This is a genomic window from Micromonospora sp. WMMD737 (assembly GCF_049179055.1).
GTDB classification, from domain to species: Bacteria; Actinomycetota; Actinomycetes; order Mycobacteriales; family Micromonosporaceae; genus Micromonospora; species Micromonospora reichwaldensis.
The window spans coordinates 4552728-4572446 of the sequence record NZ_JBMHMH010000001.1; the positions used below are offsets into that span (position 1 = coordinate 4552728).

At 72.3% G+C, this 19719-nt stretch carries 20 protein-coding genes, 1 tRNA gene and 1 pseudogene; 8 read left to right on the forward strand and 14 right to left on the reverse strand.

Annotated elements, in window-relative coordinates; genetic code table 11:
* Positions 1-28: 28 nt before the first annotated feature.
* From ACN27A_RS19910 to ACN27A_RS19935, 6 genes are all read right to left on the reverse strand, one after another.
* Complete coding sequence (locus ACN27A_RS19910; RefSeq protein WP_421455630.1) at positions 29-499, reverse strand: hypothetical protein; 471 nt, start codon at positions 497-499, stop codon at positions 29-31.
* A gap of 127 nt (positions 500-626) precedes the next feature.
* A complete protein-coding gene (locus ACN27A_RS19915; protein WP_421455633.1) occupies positions 627-4211 on the reverse strand; it encodes an adenylate/guanylate cyclase domain-containing protein in 3585 nt (1194 codons plus the stop codon).
* A complete protein-coding gene (locus tag ACN27A_RS19920) occupies positions 4208-5035 on the reverse strand; it encodes an MBL fold metallo-hydrolase (protein WP_421455636.1) in 828 nt (275 codons plus the stop codon). Before ACN27A_RS19920 ends, ACN27A_RS19915 begins: the two co-directional genes overlap by 4 nt.
* A 121-nt stretch (positions 5036-5156) precedes the next feature.
* Complete coding sequence (locus ACN27A_RS19925) at positions 5157-5618, reverse strand: RidA family protein (RefSeq protein ID WP_421455638.1); 462 nt, start codon at positions 5616-5618, stop codon at positions 5157-5159.
* Positions 5615-5770, reverse strand: a complete 156-nt coding sequence (locus ACN27A_RS19930) for a DUF4177 domain-containing protein (RefSeq protein ID WP_018222171.1) — start codon at positions 5768-5770, stop codon at positions 5615-5617. The genes ACN27A_RS19925 and ACN27A_RS19930 overlap by 4 nt, the downstream gene beginning before the upstream one ends.
* Positions 5771-5816: 46 nt before the next feature.
* Positions 5817-6296 carry a hypothetical protein gene (locus ACN27A_RS19935; RefSeq protein ID WP_421455641.1) on the reverse strand — a complete coding sequence of 160 codons (480 nt, stop codon included), beginning with the start codon at positions 6294-6296 and terminating at the stop codon, positions 5817-5819.
* A gap of 310 nt (positions 6297-6606) precedes the next feature.
* Here ACN27A_RS19935 and ACN27A_RS19940 point away from each other — a divergent pair, with 310 nt between their 5' ends.
* The 3 genes from ACN27A_RS19940 to ACN27A_RS19950 are packed head-to-tail and all read left to right on the forward strand — an operon-like array spanning position 6607 to position 9479.
* A complete protein-coding gene (locus tag ACN27A_RS19940) occupies positions 6607-7269 on the forward strand; it encodes a hypothetical protein (RefSeq protein ID WP_421455643.1) in 663 nt (220 codons plus the stop codon).
* A 26-nt stretch (positions 7270-7295) separates the two neighbouring features.
* Positions 7296-8273, forward strand: a complete 978-nt coding sequence (locus ACN27A_RS19945; protein ID WP_421455645.1) for an ArsA-related P-loop ATPase — start codon at positions 7296-7298, stop codon at positions 8271-8273.
* Positions 8274-8327: 54 nt separating this feature from the next.
* On the forward strand, positions 8328-9479 hold the full coding sequence (locus ACN27A_RS19950; RefSeq protein WP_421455648.1) for an ArsA family ATPase: 1152 nt from the start codon (positions 8328-8330) through the stop codon (positions 9477-9479).
* Positions 9480-9485: 6 nt separating this feature from the next.
* Here ACN27A_RS19950 and ACN27A_RS19955 read toward each other — a convergent pair whose 3' ends face one another.
* A complete protein-coding gene (locus ACN27A_RS19955) occupies positions 9486-9806 on the reverse strand; it encodes a WhiB family transcriptional regulator (RefSeq protein ID WP_132238543.1) in 321 nt (106 codons plus the stop codon).
* Positions 9807-10210: 404 nt separating this feature from the next.
* On the opposite strand from ACN27A_RS19955, the gene ACN27A_RS19960 reads away from it, so the two are divergent.
* On the forward strand, positions 10211-12652 hold the full coding sequence (locus ACN27A_RS19960) for a penicillin-binding protein (protein WP_421455650.1): 2442 nt from the start codon (positions 10211-10213) through the stop codon (positions 12650-12652).
* Positions 12653-12730: 78 nt separating this feature from the next.
* On the opposite strand, the gene ACN27A_RS19965 is transcribed toward ACN27A_RS19960, so the two are convergent.
* Positions 12731-13186 carry a GatB/YqeY domain-containing protein gene (locus tag ACN27A_RS19965; protein WP_132238537.1) on the reverse strand — a complete coding sequence of 152 codons (456 nt, stop codon included), beginning with the start codon at positions 13184-13186 and terminating at the stop codon, positions 12731-12733.
* A gap of 25 nt (positions 13187-13211) precedes the next feature.
* Here ACN27A_RS19965 and ACN27A_RS19970 point away from each other — a divergent pair, with 25 nt between their 5' ends.
* Both ACN27A_RS19970 and ACN27A_RS19975 read left to right on the forward strand, forming a co-directional pair.
* Entirely contained in the window at positions 13212-14105 is an 894-nt protein-coding gene (locus ACN27A_RS19970) for a metallophosphoesterase (protein WP_151453585.1), read from the forward strand.
* Positions 14106-14325: 220 nt separating this feature from the next.
* Positions 14326-14399: transfer RNA gene (locus tag ACN27A_RS19975), tRNA-Pro, on the forward strand.
* A gap of 78 nt (positions 14400-14477) precedes the next feature.
* Here the strand turns inward: ACN27A_RS19975 and ACN27A_RS19980 are convergent.
* The 6 genes and pseudogenes from ACN27A_RS19980 to ACN27A_RS20005 all read right to left on the reverse strand — a co-directional run.
* Positions 14478-14621: pseudogene (locus ACN27A_RS19980) on the reverse strand (site-specific integrase); the annotation flags it as partial.
* Between the two features lie 10 nt (positions 14622-14631).
* Positions 14632-15123 carry a hypothetical protein gene (locus ACN27A_RS19985; RefSeq protein WP_421455654.1) on the reverse strand — a complete coding sequence of 164 codons (492 nt, stop codon included), beginning with the start codon at positions 15121-15123 and terminating at the stop codon, positions 14632-14634.
* A 62-nt stretch (positions 15124-15185) separates the two neighbouring features.
* Positions 15186-15365, reverse strand: coding sequence for a hypothetical protein (locus ACN27A_RS19990; protein ID WP_421455656.1), 180 nt, complete (start codon positions 15363-15365; stop codon positions 15186-15188).
* Positions 15366-15515: 150 nt separating this feature from the next.
* Positions 15516-16415 (reverse strand): IS3 family transposase, encoded by a 900-nt coding sequence (locus ACN27A_RS19995; protein WP_421448771.1) that lies wholly within the window; start codon positions 16413-16415, stop codon positions 15516-15518.
* An 11-nt stretch (positions 16416-16426) separates the two neighbouring features.
* Positions 16427-16720: a transposase gene (locus tag ACN27A_RS20000; RefSeq protein ID WP_013289208.1), complete on the reverse strand. Its 294-nt coding sequence runs from the start codon at positions 16718-16720 to the stop codon at positions 16427-16429.
* Between the two features lie 48 nt (positions 16721-16768).
* Positions 16769-17044 (reverse strand): hypothetical protein, encoded by a 276-nt coding sequence (locus tag ACN27A_RS20005; protein WP_421455658.1) that lies wholly within the window; start codon positions 17042-17044, stop codon positions 16769-16771.
* 199 nt (positions 17045-17243) lie between these two features.
* On the opposite strand from ACN27A_RS20005, the gene ACN27A_RS20010 reads away from it, so the two are divergent.
* Together ACN27A_RS20010 and ACN27A_RS20015 are read left to right on the forward strand one after the other, a co-directional pair.
* Entirely contained in the window at positions 17244-17573 is a 330-nt protein-coding gene (locus ACN27A_RS20010; protein WP_421455659.1) for a hypothetical protein, read from the forward strand.
* Positions 17574-17789: 216 nt separating this feature from the next.
* Positions 17790-19709: a hypothetical protein gene (locus ACN27A_RS20015; protein WP_421455662.1), complete on the forward strand. Its 1920-nt coding sequence runs from the start codon at positions 17790-17792 to the stop codon at positions 19707-19709.
* Positions 19710-19719 lie beyond the last annotated feature (10 nt).

Consider the following 19719-nt stretch of genomic DNA (forward strand, 5'->3'; position numbering starts at 1 on the left):
CTCGAAAATACCCAACCGGACCGACGGCTCAGTGAACCGCATCAGCGGCCGGAACGGCACCGGCTGCGGAATCGCCTCCGCCGCCCACCGCCCCCGGGCCCGCACGACGGTCGTCCCACCAGAGCCCGGCGGCGGTCGCCACCGCGCCGAGACCCTCCCAGACGGCCACTCCGAAGAACCGCCCGGGCGCGATGTCGGCCAGCACCGCGATGCTGAACACCGTGAACGTGACCAGCCGGAACAGCACCGTGAAGCGGTAGAACGACCGCCACTCGGTGGCGGTGGCGAGCAGGTAGTAGACCCCCATGTTGAACGAGGCCATCGAGGAGGCGATGAGGAAGGTGCCGGTGTGGTCGCCGGCCGCGCGCGTCGCCGGCACCTCGAAGCCGAGCATCCGCAGCAGCGCCTCCGGCCAGACCAGCCCGACCGCGCCCATGAGCAGGGCCAGCACGCCGAAGACCGCGATCGTCCATCCGGCGGCCGAACGCGGCAACCTCATCACGGCCCTCCCCAGACCCGACGCGGTCGCACGACCGACCGCCCCTCGGACCTGACACGCTATCGGCCATCCCCGACACACCGCATCCCCAGAACCGCCAGACCTTCCGGTTCCGGGGTGCGCGGGACTAGGGGGTGGACAGTCGCGCCCGCAGGGCGTCGGCGGCGGCACGCTCGCTGCGCTGCTCGGTCGCGTACGCCAGGCGGACCGCCTCCTCGGCGCTGGCGAGCGCCTCCGCGGACCGGCCGCAGGCCGCGAGCGCCTCGGCGAGCACCCGGGCGGCGACCACCTGGCTGCGCACGTCCTCCGCCGGGGCGGCGACGGCCCGCCGGGCCCAGTCCAGCGCCTGCTCGCACTGGCCGTGGGCGAGCAGGGCGGACGCGTACCGGGCCATGGTCTGGCGGCGGGAGAAGAGCAGCGAGGGCACGGTGGCGGCGGCCGTGGCCACCGGGGCGAGCAGCCCCACGGCGGTCGCCGAGTCGCCGGCTGCCAGCCGGGCGGTGGCCAGCAGCACCCGGGGCCCCACCTGGGCGGGCGCCTGCGGGTTGTGCGGCTCGACGGCGGTCAGCACCGACCGGGCGTCCCGCTCGGCCGTGTCGCAGTCGCCCAGGTCCAGCGCCACGAACCCGCGCAGCGTGCCGGCCATCCCGGTGAGCAACGGGTGCGACGTCCGGTCGGCGTACGACAGCGCGTCGGTGAGCAGGTCGGCGGCGTGCCCCGGCTCGCCCAGCCCGCGCGCCACGACGCCCCGGACGACCAGCGCGAACCCGCGCCCCCAGTCGTCGGAGGCGGCGGCGAACTCGCGGTACGCCCGACGGGCCCCCCGGTCCGCCTCGCCCAGCTCGCCCAGCTCGGCGGTGGCGAACGCCTCGACCGCGCGCAGCGTGCCCACCGCCCACGCCTCGCCGACCCGCTCGCCGAACGGCAGGAAGACCTGCGCCATCCGGCACGCCTCGCGCAGCCGGCCGGCGAGCAGCCGGGCGAAGGCGGTGGTGCCGCGCAGCCAGGCCCGCCCGTACGGGTCCTTCAGCTCGGCGAAGAGCCGGGCGGCCCGGCCGAGCACGGCGTCGGTGCCGGCGAAGTCGCCCCGGGTCGTGGTCACCCAGGCCAGGTTCTGCAACGACCACGCCTGCCCCCGGCGGTCCTGCGACTGGAGGCTGACCTGGTACGACGCGGCGAGCCGGCTGCTGGCCTGCCCCAACCGCCCGGCGACGAAGTCGGCCATGCCGAGGCGGCGCATCGCCGAGGCGCGCAGCGTCGGCAGCCCGCCGGCCGTGGCCACCTGCAACGCCTCCTGCCAGCAGCCCACCGCGCGCGCCTGGTCGCCCATGGTCTGGTGGGCCTGCCCGGCGAGCAGCAGCGCGCTGGCCCGGACGGCGGACTCGTCGCCGGCGTTGGCGGCGATCTTCTCGGCGAAGGCGAGCGCGTCGGCGGGGCGTCCGACCTGGAGCAGCGCCCGGGCGTGCACGACCCGGTCGGCCGCCGGCACCCCGTCCCGGGCCAGCTCGGCCGCGCGTTCGGCGTACTCCACGGCCAACGCCGGCTCACCCGCCTGCAACGAGCGGCGCGCGGCCCCGCCGAGCGCGGCGACGCCCAGACCGACGACGGCCCGCGCCGGCGCGTCCGGCCGCAGCCCGACCGCGTCGGCCAGCGCGGCGGCCCGTTCCACGTGCTGGGCCACGAAGACGTCCCGGGCCGACTCGGCGAAGCCGCCCGGCGCGCCCGCCCCCGCCGGCGGACCGGCCGCGGCCCACCGGGCCAGCGCCGCGTGCCGCTCGGCCAGCTCGGCCTTGCTCACCCCGGCGTACGCGGCCTCCCGCATCAGCGGGGTCGCGAAGGCGTACCCGGTGCGGGTGCGGTGCAGCATCCGGCGTTGCAGCAGCTCCTCCACCGCCCGTTCCAGCTCGACGGCGACCACCGCCGCCGGGCGGCCGTCGCGGCCGGCCCGCTGCTCGCGCAGCGCCTCCAGCGCACCGTCCGGCACCGTGTCACCGACGACGGCCGCGTCCCGCAGCACGGAGCGGGCCTCCGCGGGCAGCGCGTCGATGCGCGCGGCGAGCACCGCGGCCAGGTCGCGGGAGAGCAGGCGGCTGCCGAGCGAGCCGGGCACCAGTCGCCAGCCGCCCGGATGCGGGGAGTTGCGCTCGGCGACGGTGGTCAGCGCGCCCCGCTCCATCAGCAGGGTGACCAGCTCGGCCAGGTAGAACGGGTTGCCCTGGGCGGTGGCGAGCAGCCGGTCGGCGTCGGCCTGCGGCAGCCGGCCGCCGCCGAGGTAGGTGGTGAGCAGCCGGGCCGCGTCGGCGCCGCGCAGCGGCGGCAGGGCGTGCACCTCGGCGTCGGCGACCCGGGTCAGCGCCCCGGCGGTACGCACCAGCTCGGGCCGGCCGAGCAGCAGCACCAGCACCGGGCCGGCGAGCCGGGACAGGGTGACCCCGAGCGCCTCGATGGTCTCGGCGGTGGCGTCGTGCAGGTCGTCGACGACGACCACCAGGGGCGCCTCCCCGGCGAGCCCGGTGAGCAGGTCCGCGACCGCGTTCGGCACGGCGTCGGCGTCGGCGGGCAGGGCGGTGCCCCACTCGCCCTGGTCGGCCGGGCCGCCGCCGGGCAGCTCGGCGTACCCGAGCAGGGCCAGGAGCTGGTCGGTGGCGACCGGCGCCGGCTCGCCCGACCGGCTGAGTCGCTGGCCGAGCCGGCGCAGGCGTTCCTCGACGGCCGGGCGGGTGAGCGCGGTGGCGGCGTCGTTGGGCAGGCCGACCGCCGCCCGGACGAGGTCGGCCAGGGGCGCGAGCCGGCGGCGCTCGCCGAACGCGGCGCAGCGCACCGACAGCACCCGGGCGCCGGTGTGCGCGGCGTACCGGCCTGGGCCCACGTCGTAGCCGGCGGCGAGGCGTTCCACCTCGGCGGCGAACCGGGACTTGCCGATCCCGGCCTCGGCGGTCATCAGCAGCACCCGGGGTTCGGCGCGGTCGACCACCTCGGCGAGCCGGCCGGCGACCCGGCCGATCTCGGTCTCCCGGCCGACGAAGGGCGCCTCGTCGCCGAGGCCGGACCGGGTGCCCGGGGCGTCCAGGAGACCGAGCAGCTCGTACGCCTCGACCGGCTCCCGCTTGCCCTTGAGCCGCAGCGGGCGCAACGCCCGCCAGGAGGCCACGTGCCGGGTGGCGGCGGAGGTCCGCGCCCCCGCGTAGACCGCGCCGACGGCGGCGGCGTCGGCCAGCCGGGCGGCGGTGTTGACGGTGTCGCCGATGACCGTGTACTCGATGGCGGCCTGGATGCCGGCGATCACGTCGCCGGTGTTCAGCCCGACCCGCAGGCCGAGCGGCGCGCCGCCGCCCCGCTCGTCGTCGAGGACCCGGCGGACCGCCCGCTGCATCGACAGCGCGGCCCGCACGGCCCGCTCGGCGTCGTCCTCGTGCGCGACCGGTGCCCCGAAGACCGCCATGATCCCGTCGCCGGTGAGCTTGTCGACGTGGCCGCCGAACGTCTTCACCGCGCCGGCCAGCGCGGCGAGCACCCGGTCGGTGACCGCGCCGACGCGTTCCGGGTCGAGGTCCTCCGACCAGGAGGTGAAGTCGGACAGGTCGCCGAAGAGCACCGTCACCACGCGGCGTTCGGCCGCGGGCAGCGTCGCGGCGGCCGGCAGCGCGGCGCCGCAGTTGTGGCAGAACCGCGCGCCGGGCACGGCGACGGTTCCGCACACCGGGCAGGTCACGCTTGCTCCAACCCCGCGGCACCTCCGCCGGATTCCCGGCCCAGGTACTCGAGCTGGGCCCGGACCGACCACTCGGCGGCCCACCACAGCGACCGGTCGACGTCGGCGTAGACCGTCGCGACCACCTCGGCGGCGGTGGTGGCGCCCGCGGCGACCGCCGCCCGGACCTGGTCGAGCCGGGCCCGGCGGTGGGCCAGGTAGAAGTCCGCGGCGACGCCGCAGTCGGCCAGCGCCGGGCCGTGCCCCGGCAGCGCCGGGATCCCCCGGTACGTCGAGAGCAGCTCCAGGCTGGCCAGGTAGTCCCCGAGGTGCCCGTCCGGGTGAGCGACCACGGTGGTCCCCCGGCCCAGGATCGTGTCGCCGGTCAGGACCACCCGCTCGTCGCCGTGCTCGACCAGGAAGCAGACCGAGTCGCCGGTGTGCCCGGGGGTCGGCACGAGTCGGACGCCCAGCCCGTGGCCGTCCAGCTCCCCGCCCGGCCCGGTCAGCGGCTCCCCGGCGATGGTGTGCGCCGGGTCGGCGGCGCGTACGGGCACCCCGTCGAGCAGCTCGTGCAGGCGGCGCGAGCCGTCGGTGTGGTCGGGGTGGCCGTGGGTGATCAGCACCAGGCCGATCGGCGCGTGCGCGGCGATCGCCGCCAGGTGCCCCTCGTCGGCCGGGCCCGGGTCGACCACGACGGCGTGCTCCCGGCCGGGGGCGCGCAGCACCCAGGTGTTGGTGCCGTCGAGCGTCATCGGCCCTGGGTTCGGGGCACGCAGCAGCGTCACCCAACCCGGCAACCCGTCGGCGAGCGCCGCCGCCGGCGCGGTGAAGTGCCCGGTCATGGCTGCGATCGTACGGCCCCGCCGGCCACTCCCCGCGATCTTGCAGGCTCCGCCTCTGATACGTCCCGGTTCACGGCTTTCGCCGGGCACCGAACACAAGATCGCGGGGAGGTGGCGCGGGTCAGGAGACCTCGACGACGACCTCGACCTCGACGGGGGCGTCCAGGGGCAGCTCGGCCACGCCGACGGCGCTGCGCGCGTGCCGGCCGGCCTCACCGAAGACCGCGCCGAACAGGTCGGACGCGCCGTTGATCACGCCCGGGATGGCGGTGAACCCGGAGGAGGCCGCGACGAAGCCGGTCAGCTTGACGATCTTGACGACGTTCTCCAGGCCGACCAGCGAGTCGATCGCGGCCAGCGCGTTGAGCGCGCACTGCTGGGCCAGGTCCTTGGCCTGCTCGGCGGAGACGCCGGCGCCGACCTTGCCGGTGGCGAGCAGCTTCCCCTCGACCATCGGCAGCTGCCCGGAGACGTAGACGTGCTGCCCGGACTGGACGGCCGGCACGTAGCTGGCCAACGGCGGGACCACCTCGGGCAGCGTGTGCCCGAGTTCGGCGAGTTTCGCGTGCGGACCGTTGCTCATGCCTTCGGCCGCTTCAGGTAGGCGACGAGCTGCTCCGGGTTGGGACCGGGAACCACGGAGACGAGTTCCCACCCGTCCTCACCCCAGTTGTCGAGGATCTGCTTGGTCGCGTGGACCAGCAGTGGGACCGTGGAGTATTCCCACTTCTGCATCGGTGGAGGGCTCCCTTGGCTGGAGTTCGACTTCTCGACGCACAGCCTACGGTCCGGCGGACGGGCGGGGCGCGGGACGCTGCTCCGGGGGCGCCGGCACCTCCCCGCAGGAGCCGCCGTGCTCGTACGGCTGGGGGCAGCGGGAGCGGTCCGGCAGCAGCAGGTCGCAGAAGACCCGGTGCCGGTTGTTCTGGTCGTCGGTGCTGGAGACGGTGGTCTCGCCGGCGTCCAGCTCGTTGAGGAAGCTCAGCGAGGTGGCGACCGTTCCGGCCAGCGCGGTGGCCGCCCGCAGGTCGGCGACCCGGATCGGCAGGTGGATGACGAAGCCGGGCTCCTCCTCGTCCCGGGCGCCCGGGCCCGGCCGGGCGGGCACGCGCACCACCTCGACGGGTTCGGCGAGCCGCCGGTACGACCGTTCGTTGACGGGCAGGCCGACGCCGCCCTCGGTCTCCCCCGGGAAGCCGGGCCGCCGCGCCCGGTCGCCCGCCGGGAACTGGGCCCGAGGAATGTTGTCCACGTCGCGCATGCCTTGCCTCCGGACGTCGTACCTGGTCAGGTCATCACTCGCGGGTCCGGACCCTCCGCCCGGCCCGCCCCCCGCGCCGCTGCGAACGTAGGTCGGCGGCGACGGACACGCCAACCGGACGCGCACAGACGATCACCCAAAGTCACATATGCGACACACCATCGGTAAGGAACCTGACGGCACCCGCCGCCCCCCGGAGCGGGGAACCGACCGTTACCCTTCCGGTCGGACGGGCGCTCCGCCGGCTCGCCGCCAGCTCGATCACGCTCGTCGCCCGGTCAGGCGGCGACGCCGCAACCCGGGGGATGAGATGACCCAACCACCCAGCGGTGGCCCCGTCGGACCGCCGGCCGACCAGCCCGGCTCCCCGGCGGCTCCCGGCCCGACCGCCGCACCCGGCCCGGCGGCTCCCGGCCCGGCCGCCGCACCCGGCCCGGCAGCCCCGTCCGGCCCGGCCGCCGCCGCCCAGGATCCCTCGATCCCGCCGGCCCCGGCCGGGTACCCGCCCTACCAGCCGCCCGCCGCGCCGAAGAAGAAGCGCGGCGTGCTCGTCGCCTCCATCGCCCTGGCCGTGATCCTGCTGCTCTGCGCCGGCGGCGGCGTCGTCGCGTTCCTGACGCTGCGCGACGCCGACAGCGGCACGGGGGCCAAGGAGCCGACGGTCGCGGTCGACGAGTTCCTCAAGGCCGTCTACCAGGAGCGCGACGCGGACCGGGCGGCCGGCCTGGTCTGCTCCTCGTCGCGGGACGAGAAGAAGATCGCCGCCAAGGTGGCCGAGGTCGAAAAGCACGTCTCGGCCCACCAGAACCCCCGGTTCCGGTGGAGCACCCCGAAGGTGGACAACCAGACCGGCGACCGCGCCACGGTCACCACCAAGGTCACCATGACCACCGCGGACGAGAAGGTGGCCGACCAGGACCTGCGGTTCACCGTGGTGAAGAAGACGGGTTGGTGGGTCTGCGAGGTCGCCTGAGCCCACGGCCTGGATAGGCTCGACGGGTGCGAGCAGCAGAGTCGCCGGCCGACCCGGCCGGCACCCAGTGGCCGGCCCGCCTCCACGTCGTGACCGGCAAGGGGGGCACCGGCAAGACCAGCGTCGCGGCGGCGCTGGCCCTCGGGCTGGCCGCCGGCGGCCGGCGCACGCTGCTGGTCGAGGTCGAGGGCCGGCAGGGCATCGCCCAGCTCTTCGGCACCGATCCGCTGCCGTACGAGGAGCGGCACCTGACCGACGCGCCGGGCGGCGGGGAGGTGCGGGCCCTGGCGGTGGACGCCGAGGAGGCCCTGCTGGAGTACCTCGACATGTTCTACAAGCTCGGCGCGGCCGGCCGGGCGCTGCGCAAGCTCGGGGCGATCGACTTCGCCACCACCATCGCCCCGGGCCTACGGGACGTCCTGCTCACCGGCAAGGTGAAGGAGGCGACCACCCGCACCGCAGGCCAGCGGCGCGCGTACGACGCCGTGGTGCTGGACGCGCCGCCCACCGGGCGGATCGGCCGGTTCCTCAACGTCACCGCCGAGACGGCCCGGCTGGCGAAGGTGGGCCCGATCAAGACCCAGAGCGAGGGGGTCGCGGCGCTGCTGCGCTCCCCGATCACCGCCGTGCACGTCGTCACCCTGCTGGAGGAGATGCCGGTCCAGGAGACGGTCGACGCGATCGCCGAGCTGACCCAGCTCGGCTTCCCGGTGGGACGGGTGATCGTCAACGGCGCCCGGCCCCCGCTGCCCGCCGGGCGGGTGGTGGCCGCCAGCGAGCTGGAGCGGGGGCTGCGCGCCGCCGGGCTGCCGACCGACCGGGACACCGTGGCCGGGCTCGTCGCCGAGGCGCGCGACCAGGCCATCCGCCGCGAGCTGGAGGATTCGCTGCGCGCCGACCTGGTGGAGCTGGGGCTGCCGATGACCGAGCTGCCGCTGCTGCCCGACGGGGTGGACCGGGCCGGCCTGGACCAGCTCGCCGCGACCCTCGTCCGGGCGGATTGACTCACACCTGCGACCGGCCCGGGCGCACGGACCGACCCGGCCCGATACGCTCGATTGGTGCCTTCCGAAGACGCGGCGCCGCAGCTGGACGTCGACCAGATCCTCGCCGATCCGGGCGTCCGGATCGTGGTGTGCTGCGGGGCGGGCGGGGTGGGGAAGACGACCACGGCCGCCGCGCTCGCGCTGCGCGCCGCGGAGCGACACGGCCGGCGCACGGTGGTGCTCACCATCGACCCGGCCCGCCGGCTGGCCCAGTCGCTCGGGCTGACCGAGCTGGACAACACCCCCCGCCAGGTCAAGGGGATCGACGTCGAGGCCAGCGGCGGCGAGCTGCACGCCATGATGCTCGACATGAAGCGCACCTTCGACGACGTGGTGCTCCAGCACACCGACCCGGCGAAGGCGGCGGAGATCTTCGCCAACCCCTTCTACCAGGCCATGAGCTCGACCTTCGCCGGCACGCAGGAATACATGGCGATGGAGAAGCTGGGCCAGTTGCACGCCCGGGGCGAGTGGGACCTGATCGTCGTGGACACCCCGCCGTCCCGCTCGGCGCTCGACTTCCTGGACGCACCGGCCCGCCTGTCCCGCTTCCTCGACGGGCGGATGCTGCGGCTGCTGCTGGCCCCGGCGCGGACCGGCGGGCGGAGCATGTTCAGCCTGGTCACGGCCTCGTTCGGGATGTTCTCCAAGGTCGTGCAGAAGGTGCTCGGGGCCCAGTTGCTGACCGACCTCTCCGGTTTCGTCGCCGCGTTGGATTCGATGTTCGGTGGCTTCCGGCAGCGCGCCGAGCAGACGTACCGCATCCTCCAGGCGCGGGAGACGGCGTTCCTGCTGGTCGCGGCGCCGGAGCCGGACGCGGTCCGGGAGGCCGCCTACTTCGCGGGCCGGCTGCGCGAGGAGAAGATGCCGCTGGCGGGCCTGGTGCTCAACCGGGTGCACCGCTCGGCGGTGCCCGGGCTCGACGCGGCGGAGAGCCTGGCCGCCGCGGAGCGGCTGGCCGGCCTCGGCGGGCACGAGGGCACCGTCGAGGTGCTGCGGGCCCACGCGGCGCTGGCCCAGCAGGCGGTACGCGAGCGGCAGGTGGCGGCCCGCTTCACCGAGGCGTTCCCGGCGGTGCCGGCGGTGTCGGTGACGGCGCAGCCCGCCGACGTGCACGACGTCGACGGGCTGCGGACGATCGGCGCGGCGATCAGCCGGCCGTGACGGTGCTCAGCCGGCGGTGGTGACGAGGATCTTGTCCTTGCCGGTCTTGTCCTTGGCGTTCTTCTTCATCGCGGCCTCGAACATCTTGCGCCAGCTCGCCACCTGTGGGTGGCGGCGCAACAGCGCGCGGCGTTCGCGTTCGGTCATGCCGCCCCACACTCCGAACTCGATCCGGTTGTCCAGCGCGTCGGCCAGGCACTCGTACCGAACTGGGCAGCTCCGGCAGATCCGCTTCGCCACGTTCTGTTCGGCGCCCTGTACGAACAACGCGTCCGGGTCCCCGTTCTGACACGCCGCCAGCGACGGCCAGTCAGTGATCATGCCCATCTGTACACGTCCCCCCTTGCAGTACCTACCGACCCCGTCGCGGACCAGCCGGCATTCCCCCCGATCGCCCTGCGCGCCTTCCCCAAGGCGGCACGGACGACATGTGGCGCTGTCGCCGCCACCATCATGCTCTGTAGTCGCCTGATTACGCAACGTTGTCGGCGAAATCCATCATTCCGGACACTCCCGGCTTCCCGGGCTTCGCGACCGCCGGTTACCCCGTCGGGGTCCGTGAAAACGCTGCGGGCCCCCTCCGTCAGGAGGGAGACTCGGCGGCGGATTCACGCAACCACCCACCGGGGGTCGTGCGTTTAGCACAACGAGGTCGGCGCGCGCAGGAAATGGGGAAAGAACGCCCCGGCGCCCCTCGTTCCCTACTCGCGTACCCTGTCGAGGTGACCTGGATGCGGAAACGTGACCACAATGTGCTGACCAACGCCGCATCGCTACTCATCTGTGGCCTGTTGGCCGGCGTGGTGGTCGCGGCGGCGGCCTTCCCCGCAGTGGCGATGTCCGGACTGGCCGCGAAGGCCGGCGCCGAGACCTTCGGCGCACTGCCCAAGGAGCTGACCGTGGCCCGCGCGCCGCAGATCAGCTACCTCCTCGCCTCCGACGGCAAGACACCGCTGGCGACCATGTACGACGAGAACCGTCGCGACGTGAAGCTGGCCGACATCGCGCCCGTCATGCAGAAGGCGATCATCGCCGCCGAGGACCACGACTTCTACAAGCACAACGGCGTCGACCTGAACGGCATCGCCCGGGCCTTCGTCAACAACCAGTCCAACGCGTCCAGCCAGCAGGGCGCCTCGACGCTGACCATGCAGTACGTCCGCCTCGCCATCGCCTACTCGGCGAGCCACCCGGCGGACGTGGTCGCGGCCACCGAGGACACCAGCGCCCGGAAGCTGCGCGAGATGCGCTACGCGATCCAGATCGACAAGGAGCTCTCCAAGGACGAGATCCTGGAGCGCTACCTCAACATCGCCGCGTTCGGCAACGGCGCGTACGGCATCTACGCCGCCAGCCAGGTCTACTTCAACAAGCCGCCGAGCAAGCTGAAGCTCGAGGAAGCGGCCATGCTCGCCGGCATGGTGAAGGCGCCGAGCACCAACGACCCGACCACCAAGAGCGGCCACGCGGCGGCCCTCGCCCGGCGCAACTACGTCATCCAGAACATGGTCGAGACCACCGCCATCACCCAGCAGGAGGCGGACGCGGCCAAGGCCACCAAGCTCGTGGTCACCGGCAAGCGGGCCCCCAACGGCTGCGTCTCGACCAACGAGAAGGGCTGGGGCTTCTTCTGCGACTACTTCTACCGCTGGTGGATGCAGCAGGAGACGTTCGGCTCGACCTCGTACGACCGGGAGCGGCGGCTGAAGAGCGGCGGCTACACCGTCGTCACCACCCTGGACCCACAGGCCCAGCGGGGCGCCGACAAGGCCGTCCGCAAGGCCAAGTCGGAGAAGAGCAAGGAAGCCGCCATGGTGGCGGTGGTCGAGCCGGGCACCGGCCGGGTGCGGGCGCTCGCGGTCAACCGCAACTTCAAGCTCGACGACCCGAAGAAGCCGGCCAACAAGCCGCACAGCGACCCCAAGCAGCGCAAGAAGAAGAAGCTCGGCAACTACCCGAACACCGTCAACCCGCTGCTCACCGGCGGCGACGGCATCACGGGCTACCAGGCCGGCTCGACCTTCAAGATCTTCACCATCGTGGCGGCGCTGGAGAAGGGCATCCCGCTCGGCTACACGATCAACGCCCCGCAGGCCTTCAAGTCGGAATACATCGTCGAGGCGGGCAGCCCGGCCGCCTGCCCGGGCACCAACAAGTACTGCCCGACCAACTCCGGCAAGAAGGCCGGCGGCGTACAGAACATGTGGAGCGCCTTCGCCTCCTCCATCAACACGTACTTCGTGCCGCTCCAGCAGCAGGTCGGCGCGGAGAACGTGGTCGACGTGGCCAAGCGGCTCGGCATCCAGTTCCGGGTCACCAGGGAGAACGACTGGGCCAACAACAAGGCGGCCGCGCACGACTGGGGCGCGTTCACCCTGGGCGTATCGAGCACCACCCCGCTCGAGCTGGCCAACGCCTACGCCACCCTCGCGGCGGACGGCAAGTACTGCGAGCCCATCCCGGTGCAGATGATCAAGGACCCGGAGGGCAAGAAGCTCGACATCGCCAACCCGCGCTGCGAGAAGCGGGTCAGCACCGAGGTGGCCCGCGCCGCCGTCGACGCCGCCCGCTGCCCGGTCGGTGACAACTCCTCCACCAGCAAGTGCGGCGGCAGCCGTACGGCGGCCGAGGTCAAGCAGATCGTCGACGCGCCGGTGGCCGGCAAGTCCGGCACCACCGACTCGGAGAAGAGCGCGGCCCTGGTCGCGATGACCAAGCAGTACGCGGTGGCCGGCATCATGGCCGACCCGGACTGGCCGCAGACCAACGTCAAGATGAAGCACAAGCAGAAGGACGGCATCAACCCGCCGGTCTACGAGACGCTGCGCGACGCCATGAAGGGCAAGGACCGGAAGAACTTCGAGCCCCCGGGCAAGAAGATCTCCGAGGGCGACCAGCGCCGGATCCCCGACGTGAAGTGCCTCGACCCGGAGCAGGCGAAGTCCCGGATCGAGGCGGAGGGCTTCGACGCGGTCATCTCCGACATCAAGGTCCCGTCGAGCTGCCCGGCCGGCAAGGCCGCCGGCACCAGCCCCGACGGCCGGACCATCAAGGGCGGCGTGGTCACCATCCAGATCAGCTCCGGCGGCGGCACCGCCCCGGGCACGACGCCCGACAACAACAACCGGCCGCCGAACACCCCCGGCCGACCGCCGGGCCGCTCCGGCGGCTGAGCCGGCCGGACGAACGCCACGGGCGGGCACCCTTCGCGGGGTGCCCGCCCGTTTCACGTACGCGGGTCGGTGCGGCTGTCAGAGGCCGAGCTGGCGGCGTACCTCGGCGGCGACGCGACCGCCCTCGGCCCGGCCGGCCACCGCCGCCTGGGCCGCCTTCATGGCCGGGCCCATCTGCGACTTGCCGGTGAAGCCGCCCGCGGCGAGCGCCCCCGCGACCAGCTCGGTCAGCTCGGCGTCGGGGAGCTGCTTCGGCAGGTAGCGCTCCAGCACCTCGCCCTCGGCGATCTCCTTCGTGGCCTGCTCGGTGCGGCCGGCGTCACCGAAGGCGGTGGCGGCCTCCCGGCGCTTCTTCGCCTCCTTGGTCAGCACCGCGAGCACCTCGTCGTCGGTGAGCTCGCGCTTGGCCTTGCCGGCGACCTCGGCGGTGCCGACGGCGGCCAGCGCCATCCGCAGCGTGGAGGTGGTCAGCTCGTCGCGCGCCTTCAGGGCGGCGCGCATGTCGGCGGTCAGACGGTCCTTCAGCGTGCTCATGGTCGGTGAAACTACCCTGAATGGCATGCGAAAGCGCACACTATTCCGGCTCGCGACCGGGACCGCCGCGCTCGGCGCGGCGACCCTGGCGTACGCGTCACTCGTCGAGCGCAACATGTTCACCCTGCGGCGGTACGACGTGCCGGTCCTGCCGGCCGACGCGGAGCCCCTGCGGGTCCTGCACCTGTCGGACCTGCACATGATGCCCGACCAGGGTCGTAAGCAGCGCTGGGTGGCGTCGCTGGCCGCCCTCGACCCCGACCTGGTCGTGGTGACCGGGGACAACATGGCGCACCCGGGCGCCGTGCCCGGCGTGCTGCACGCCCTCCAGCCGCTGCTCGACCTCCCGGGGGCCTTCGTCTTCGGCTCCAACGACTACACCGGGCCGGTCTGGAAGAACCCGTTCACCTACTTCCTGCCCGACCGGGAGTACACCGAGGGCGTCGAACTGCCGCACGAGGAGCTGCGGGACGTCTTCGTCGGCGCCGGCTGGGCGGACCTGAACAACGCCCGCACCACCGTCAAAGCCGGCGGCCGGGTCGTCGAGCTGCTCGGCGTGGACGACCCGCACGTCGAACGGGACGACTACGACTCGGTCGCCGGGCCGGTGTCGCCCACCGCCGACCTGTCGATCGCGCTCACCCACTCCCCCGAGCCGGCCGTCCTCGACCGGATGGCCGCCGACGGCTTCGGGCTGATGCTCGCCGGCCACACCCACGGCGGCCAGGTCTGCGTACCGGGGGTGGGTGCGCTGGTGACCAACTGCGGCCTGCCCCGCTCCATGGCACGCGGCCTGCACCGCTGGCCCGGCTCCGACTCGTGGCTGCACGTCTCCGCCGGCCTCGGCACCCACCCGACCGCGCCGGTCCGCTTCGCCTGCCCGCCGGAGGCGAGCGTGCTCACCCTGATCCCCCGCTGACCCACACCGCCCGCGCCGCCAGCACCGGACCTGCGCCGCGGGCTGGCCGGCGGCGCGGGCTGGCCGGGCGTCGTCGGCTGGTGGCAGGCCGGTGGGTGAGTGGGTGGGTGGGTGGAGCCTGTCGAGCTGCCCCGTCCATGCGACCGGCCGGGCAGCCGGACCGACGGGGGTACCGAGTTTGACCCCCGGGCGGGGTGGGCTACTATTTGTCGGCACGCCTCGGGGTGTGGCGCAGCTTGGTAGCGCGCTTCGTTCGGGACGAAGAGGTCGTCGGTTCGAATCCGGCCACCCCGACCGAGGTCAGGGGCCACTCTCCATCGATGAGAGTGGCCCCTGACGCATTCGTACAGCAGTCGAGTACAGCAGCGGCGGTTACCGCAGGCTCTCCTCCAGACGCTTGAGGGCGTCGCGGGTGGCGTCCGAGGACGCCTGCGAATAGATCTCCATCGTCACCGACACCTCCGCGTGCCGGAGCACCTGCATGATGACGCGCGGGTGCACGTCCAGGTCGACGATCTTGTGATGATCAGTCCCACCAGAGCGCAACCGCGAGCCGGCGCCGGGCGGCGTGCACGTAGAAGTCGCGGAGCGCAGCGAGATTATGTTGCAGGTACGCCTGCGGATGCCCGTCGAACGCGGGCATACCGAGGGCCGCCAATGCGGCCGCAGCATCCAGCGGTACGGCGGCCAGTGCAGCCTCCGGGTTTGCGTAGCCGAGCAACCCTGTGACGTCAGCAACGGCGTCAGGTTCGAGTGCCGTGACCGGGTGCTCCGTGCGGTAAGCCGGATTGATCTCCCCGTCGCCGGCGAGCGCACGTCGCAGGGCGGTAAGGCTTGCAGGGGTGACCTGGCCGAGTTCGCAAGCTCGTAGGATGGGACCCGGAGACCAGTCGAGGTCCAGGTGGTCGGACGACGGAAGCAGCTCAAACGAGCAGAGCCTGTCCAACTCCTCAACCGACCTGCGGCACGCGGCAAGCCGGTCGGCGGACAGTCGTGCCAGTTGCTGCGTTACAGCCACGGGCGGATTCTGTCAGGCGTCTCTTACACCACCAGCGCGGACGTGACCCCGGCCTTCACCTCTCACACGTAGTCACGCCAGAGGGCCACGGTCACCCTGGGCTCTCGGAACTCCTGATCGATGTAGTGAGCGAGGTCGTGGCCATACACGATGGTGTCGGTCAGCCGGTGGATGGACAGCACGGGATGCCCGAAGGAGCCGCAGCCGGCCGGCAGGTAGCGGTGGCCGTACACAGGCACCATCTGGGGAACGTCGGCGAGAAGGCGCTTCGCCTTGGCAATGCGCCGGACGAGGTCGTGAGGACGATTGCCCCACCCGGGTGGCCACTCGCCCTGCTCGATGTCGTCGAGCGCGGTCGTGAGCGGCCAGTCAACCTGCTCTTGAAGTGACCCCTATCGGCCGGACACCTCGATGTCTGTCAGGGACTCTTGGTGGAGCTTCTCGTAGGTGTCGGGGCTGACGTTACCCAGACGGCTGTGCCGACGGCGAGGGTTGTAGAAGCCCTCGATGTAGGAGAACACCTCCATCTCCAGTTCATGCCGCGATGGCCAGGCCCGGGTATAGACCAACTCGGTCTTGAGGGTGGCGAAGAACGACTCGGCCATGGCGTTGTCGTAGCAGTCGGCGACCGAACCCATTGAGGCCAGGACGCCGCAGGAGCGCAGGATGCGGCCGAACTCGAACGAGGTGTACTGGGCTCCGCGGTCGGAGTGGTGAACCAGCTGCTCGCGGGCGGGTCGGCGGTGCTGGATGGCCATGCCGACGGCGTCGAGGATCAGCTCGGTGCGCAGGTGATCGGCCATTGCCCACCCGACGACGCGGCGGGAGTAGGCGTCGACCACGACCGCGAGGTAGAGGAAGCCTTCCCAGGTGCGCAGGTAAGAGATGTCGGCGACCCAGAGCCGGTTCGGTGCGGTCGTGCTGAACTGCCGCTGGACCAGGTCCGGGGCGGTCGCGGTCGAGGCGGCTTTGCGGCGGGGCTTGCCGCGTCGGCGCCGGTGGGCGCCCTCGATGCCGGCCAGGCGCATCAGCCTCGCTACCGCTTTGCGGTTCCAGCGGTGGCCGCGCTCGTGCAGCTCTGCGGTCAGCCGGCGGGCGCCGTAGACGCCGCGGTGCTCCGACCAGGCCTGCCGGGTCAGCTCGACCCGGGCGTGGTCGTGGCGTTCTCTGTCGGTGGCGCGTTGCCGGCCGGCGCGTAACCACTGGTAGAAGGCGCTGTGGCCGACGCCGAGGAGCCGGCAGAGCAGACGGACCGGGTAGGTGGTCTTCTCCGCGTCGATGAACCGGTACACGTCGGCACGGTTCACCGCTCCGTCTCGCGTGCGAAGAAGACCGCGGCTTTTTTCAGGATCTCCTTCTCCAGTTCCAGCTGGGCGACCTGGCGCCGCAACCGGATCAGCTCGGCCCGCTCGTCAGCGGCCAGGTCGCTGGGCCGGCCGCCGTCGCGCTCCTGCCGCAGCCGGTCGACCCAGTTGCGCAGCGTCTCGTGGTTGACGCCCAACTCCCGACCGACGTCACGGATCGGGCGACCGGAGTCGAGCACCAATGCCGCGGCCTGGCGCCGGAACTCCTCGGGGTACTTGCTCTGTCGAGCCACAGCGTTTCCTCCTCCTCGGCAGAATGCCAAGTCAGGAGGTGTCCGGCTTCAGGGGGTCACTTCATCTTGCAGTGTGGAGTCAAGTTGACGCCAGTTTGGCCAGCCCCGGCTTGCCGTGTCGGGGTGGTCATCGTGGCCAGGTGTCCAGACTGGCAGCCCGGCCGCGAGGAAGGCACGGTGGTCGTCGGCGAACTCGAACCCGAACCGTCGCTCGATGCTGACGAACTCGGCGTCGGTAAGCCCTGGCTGGATGTCCACCAGGCCCAGTTGTGCTAACCGCCGAGCAGCCTCGATACCCAATGCGACACCGGCACCATCCGTCACCGCAGAAGCGTAGCGACCTGTACGCGCGTGCGGGTAAGGGGAGGCACGGAGGCGCAGACAGGCAGCGAACGAGACGGCAACCAATACCACCGGACGTGGGTGGAGCTCGAACAACTCGCATTACTGGCAGCAGTCGCAGCCGTCGGCACTCTCCACCCGCGTTCACACCGGAGCAGCCGGCGTCGGGGACGATACGGCTGTGAGTTGGGAAGAGTTCCTGTGGCATATGGAGCACCGGCTGGGCATGTACGTCGGGCGGCCGACGTACGAGCGAGCCTTCTCGATGCTGACGGGGTTCGCCCTCGCGCGTGGTCAGGGTGAGTTGGCGGCGTTCCAGGAGTGGATGTCTGCCCGTCATCCCGGCAGTCCTCTAGTCTTCTCGTCTTTGGCGCTCGCCGAGACCTTCGGCATGGGTGCCATCGAGGATGACCTTGTCAGCGACGACGACCACAAGCGCGCTGTCTCGAACCTCTGCCGGCTCTTTCGGGAGTTCCTAGGGCAGCATGCGTCGACCGCGCACCACCGCTAGACCGGCACCCGATGATGCTGCGGACGGCGCCTGCCCTGCGGCTGCGGTCAGCGGCAACCGGATCGGCCCTGACCCCACCGGATCGACCATGACCAAGACGTCTGGGACGTGCAGCAGCGCCCGAAAGGCTGTTGTCGTCTATCGAGCCTGCACGATTTGATGTCCGCAGCTTTCCGGCCGGACGACCCCGGCTGGATTCGGGGAGGGCCATCCACTGTGATAGTTACCTGGCCACGTCGTGGCCTCATCGGCGCGCTCGCGCTGACGCTGGGCGTCAGCGGGCTCGCCCTCGTCGCGACCGGCAGTCCCGCCGTCGCGGCGCCGCACCACGAAAGCACTCCGTCGATCCAGATCGGCTGGACCGACTCCGCCACGCCGCGCAAGGCGTACGGGTGGAACGACGAGACACACATGCCACTCGGCACGTCCGTGGACGACGCGGGTGTCAGCCACACCTCCCGGGTCTACGCCACGTTCGACCTGTCCGCCTACGAGGGCCGGAAGATCTACGGCGGAACGGTCTTCATCGAGGAGTACAGCGCCGCCGACTGCGGAAAACGGGCGATCGAGATCTGGCGCACCAAGCCGGTGAGCACCACGCCCACCTGGAACAGCGCTCCTGAGCCGCTGACCAAGCTGGACGAGGTCCTCACCCCGGAATGGTGCCCGAAGGCGACCCTGTCGTTCGACGTCGGTGCCGCCGTGCAGGACGCCGTGGCGCGCAAGCAGCGCCGGATCACGTTCGAGATCCGCGTCCCGGAAGCCAACGAGAGCGACCCGGCCTACGGTCGTCGGCTCAACTGGTACCGCAGCGTCGGCCTGACCACGCAGTACAACTCGGTGCCGAAGGGCGACAACGCCCACCTCTACAACGGCGGGTTCCCGTGCACCCAGTTCCGTCCGTACCCACGGCTGGCCGGCTTCGCCAACGTGCTCCAGGCCCTCGGCACCGACGCGGACCCGGATGACGAGTACCGCCTGACCAGCGAGTTCGCGATCTGGCCGACGGGCGATGCGGCGGCCCGACAGGTCTTCACCAGCCAGCACGCCGTCTCGGGTCGGGTGCACACGGCCAACCTGCCGGCGGGCACGCTCGTCGACGGCAAGTCGTACGCCTGGCAGGCCCGGGTGGGTGACGGGGCGGACTTCTCCGCCTGGTCGAAGAAGTGCTTCTTCACGTACGACGGCACCAGCCCCACGGCACCGACGGTCGCCTCCGCGAACTACCCGGCCGACGGCACCGGCGGGCAGGCCCCGGCGGGTGTGCCGGGCGTCTTCACCTTCTCCGGCGGCGGCAACAAGGACGTGGCGGGCTTCCAGTACTCGTGGAACGGCCTCGGGGTGAACACGTGCGCGGCCTCGGGCGACCTGGGCCAGTTGGTCTGCCGCGATCCGTTCAGCCTGCCGAACACGGTCAGGGCAGACGTCCCGGGCGGCTCGGCGACCGTGACCCTGAACCCGACCGGGTCCGGGCCGCAGCAGTTGACCGTGCGTTCGCTCGACCTCGCCGGCAACATCTCGGCCGAGACCGTCTACAGGACGTTCATTCCCTGGTCCGCGCCGGATGTCCGGGTCGAGAACGGAGACCCGCAGTGGGGGCAGGAGGTGGTGCTGAAGTTCGCCCCGGCGGCCGGCGTCACCGGCGTCCGCGAATACGAGATCGTCCTGGACAACGGCGATCGCGAGACGAGGCAGGCCGCCGAGGACGGCACCGCGCACTTCAGCTTCATCGCCGGCAACCCGCATGGGCACTCGGTGCGGGTACGCAGCATCAGCGACAACGGCTTCGTCTCCACCGAGGCCAGTTGGTCGACTTACTTCTACCCCGGCCCGGGCGTCAAGTCGGACGTCTACGTCCAGCCGCCGGACGGTTCGCCGGTCGGCGGGGTGGGAGTCGCGGGCACCTTCACCTTCTCCCCGCCGCCGGGCTGGACGGACACCGTGGCCTACCGGTACTCCTTCGTCGACGGCGAGGAGCTGACCGAGATCGCGGCTGACGCCGATGGTCGCGCGACGGTCACCTGGACGCCGACGACGAGCGGTTGGGTGCTGTTGACCGTGTACGCCGTCAAGCCCGACGGCACCTGGAGCGAGTACGGCAACTGGTACTCGTTCGAGGTGGCGGCCAACTCCTGAGCCCTGCTCG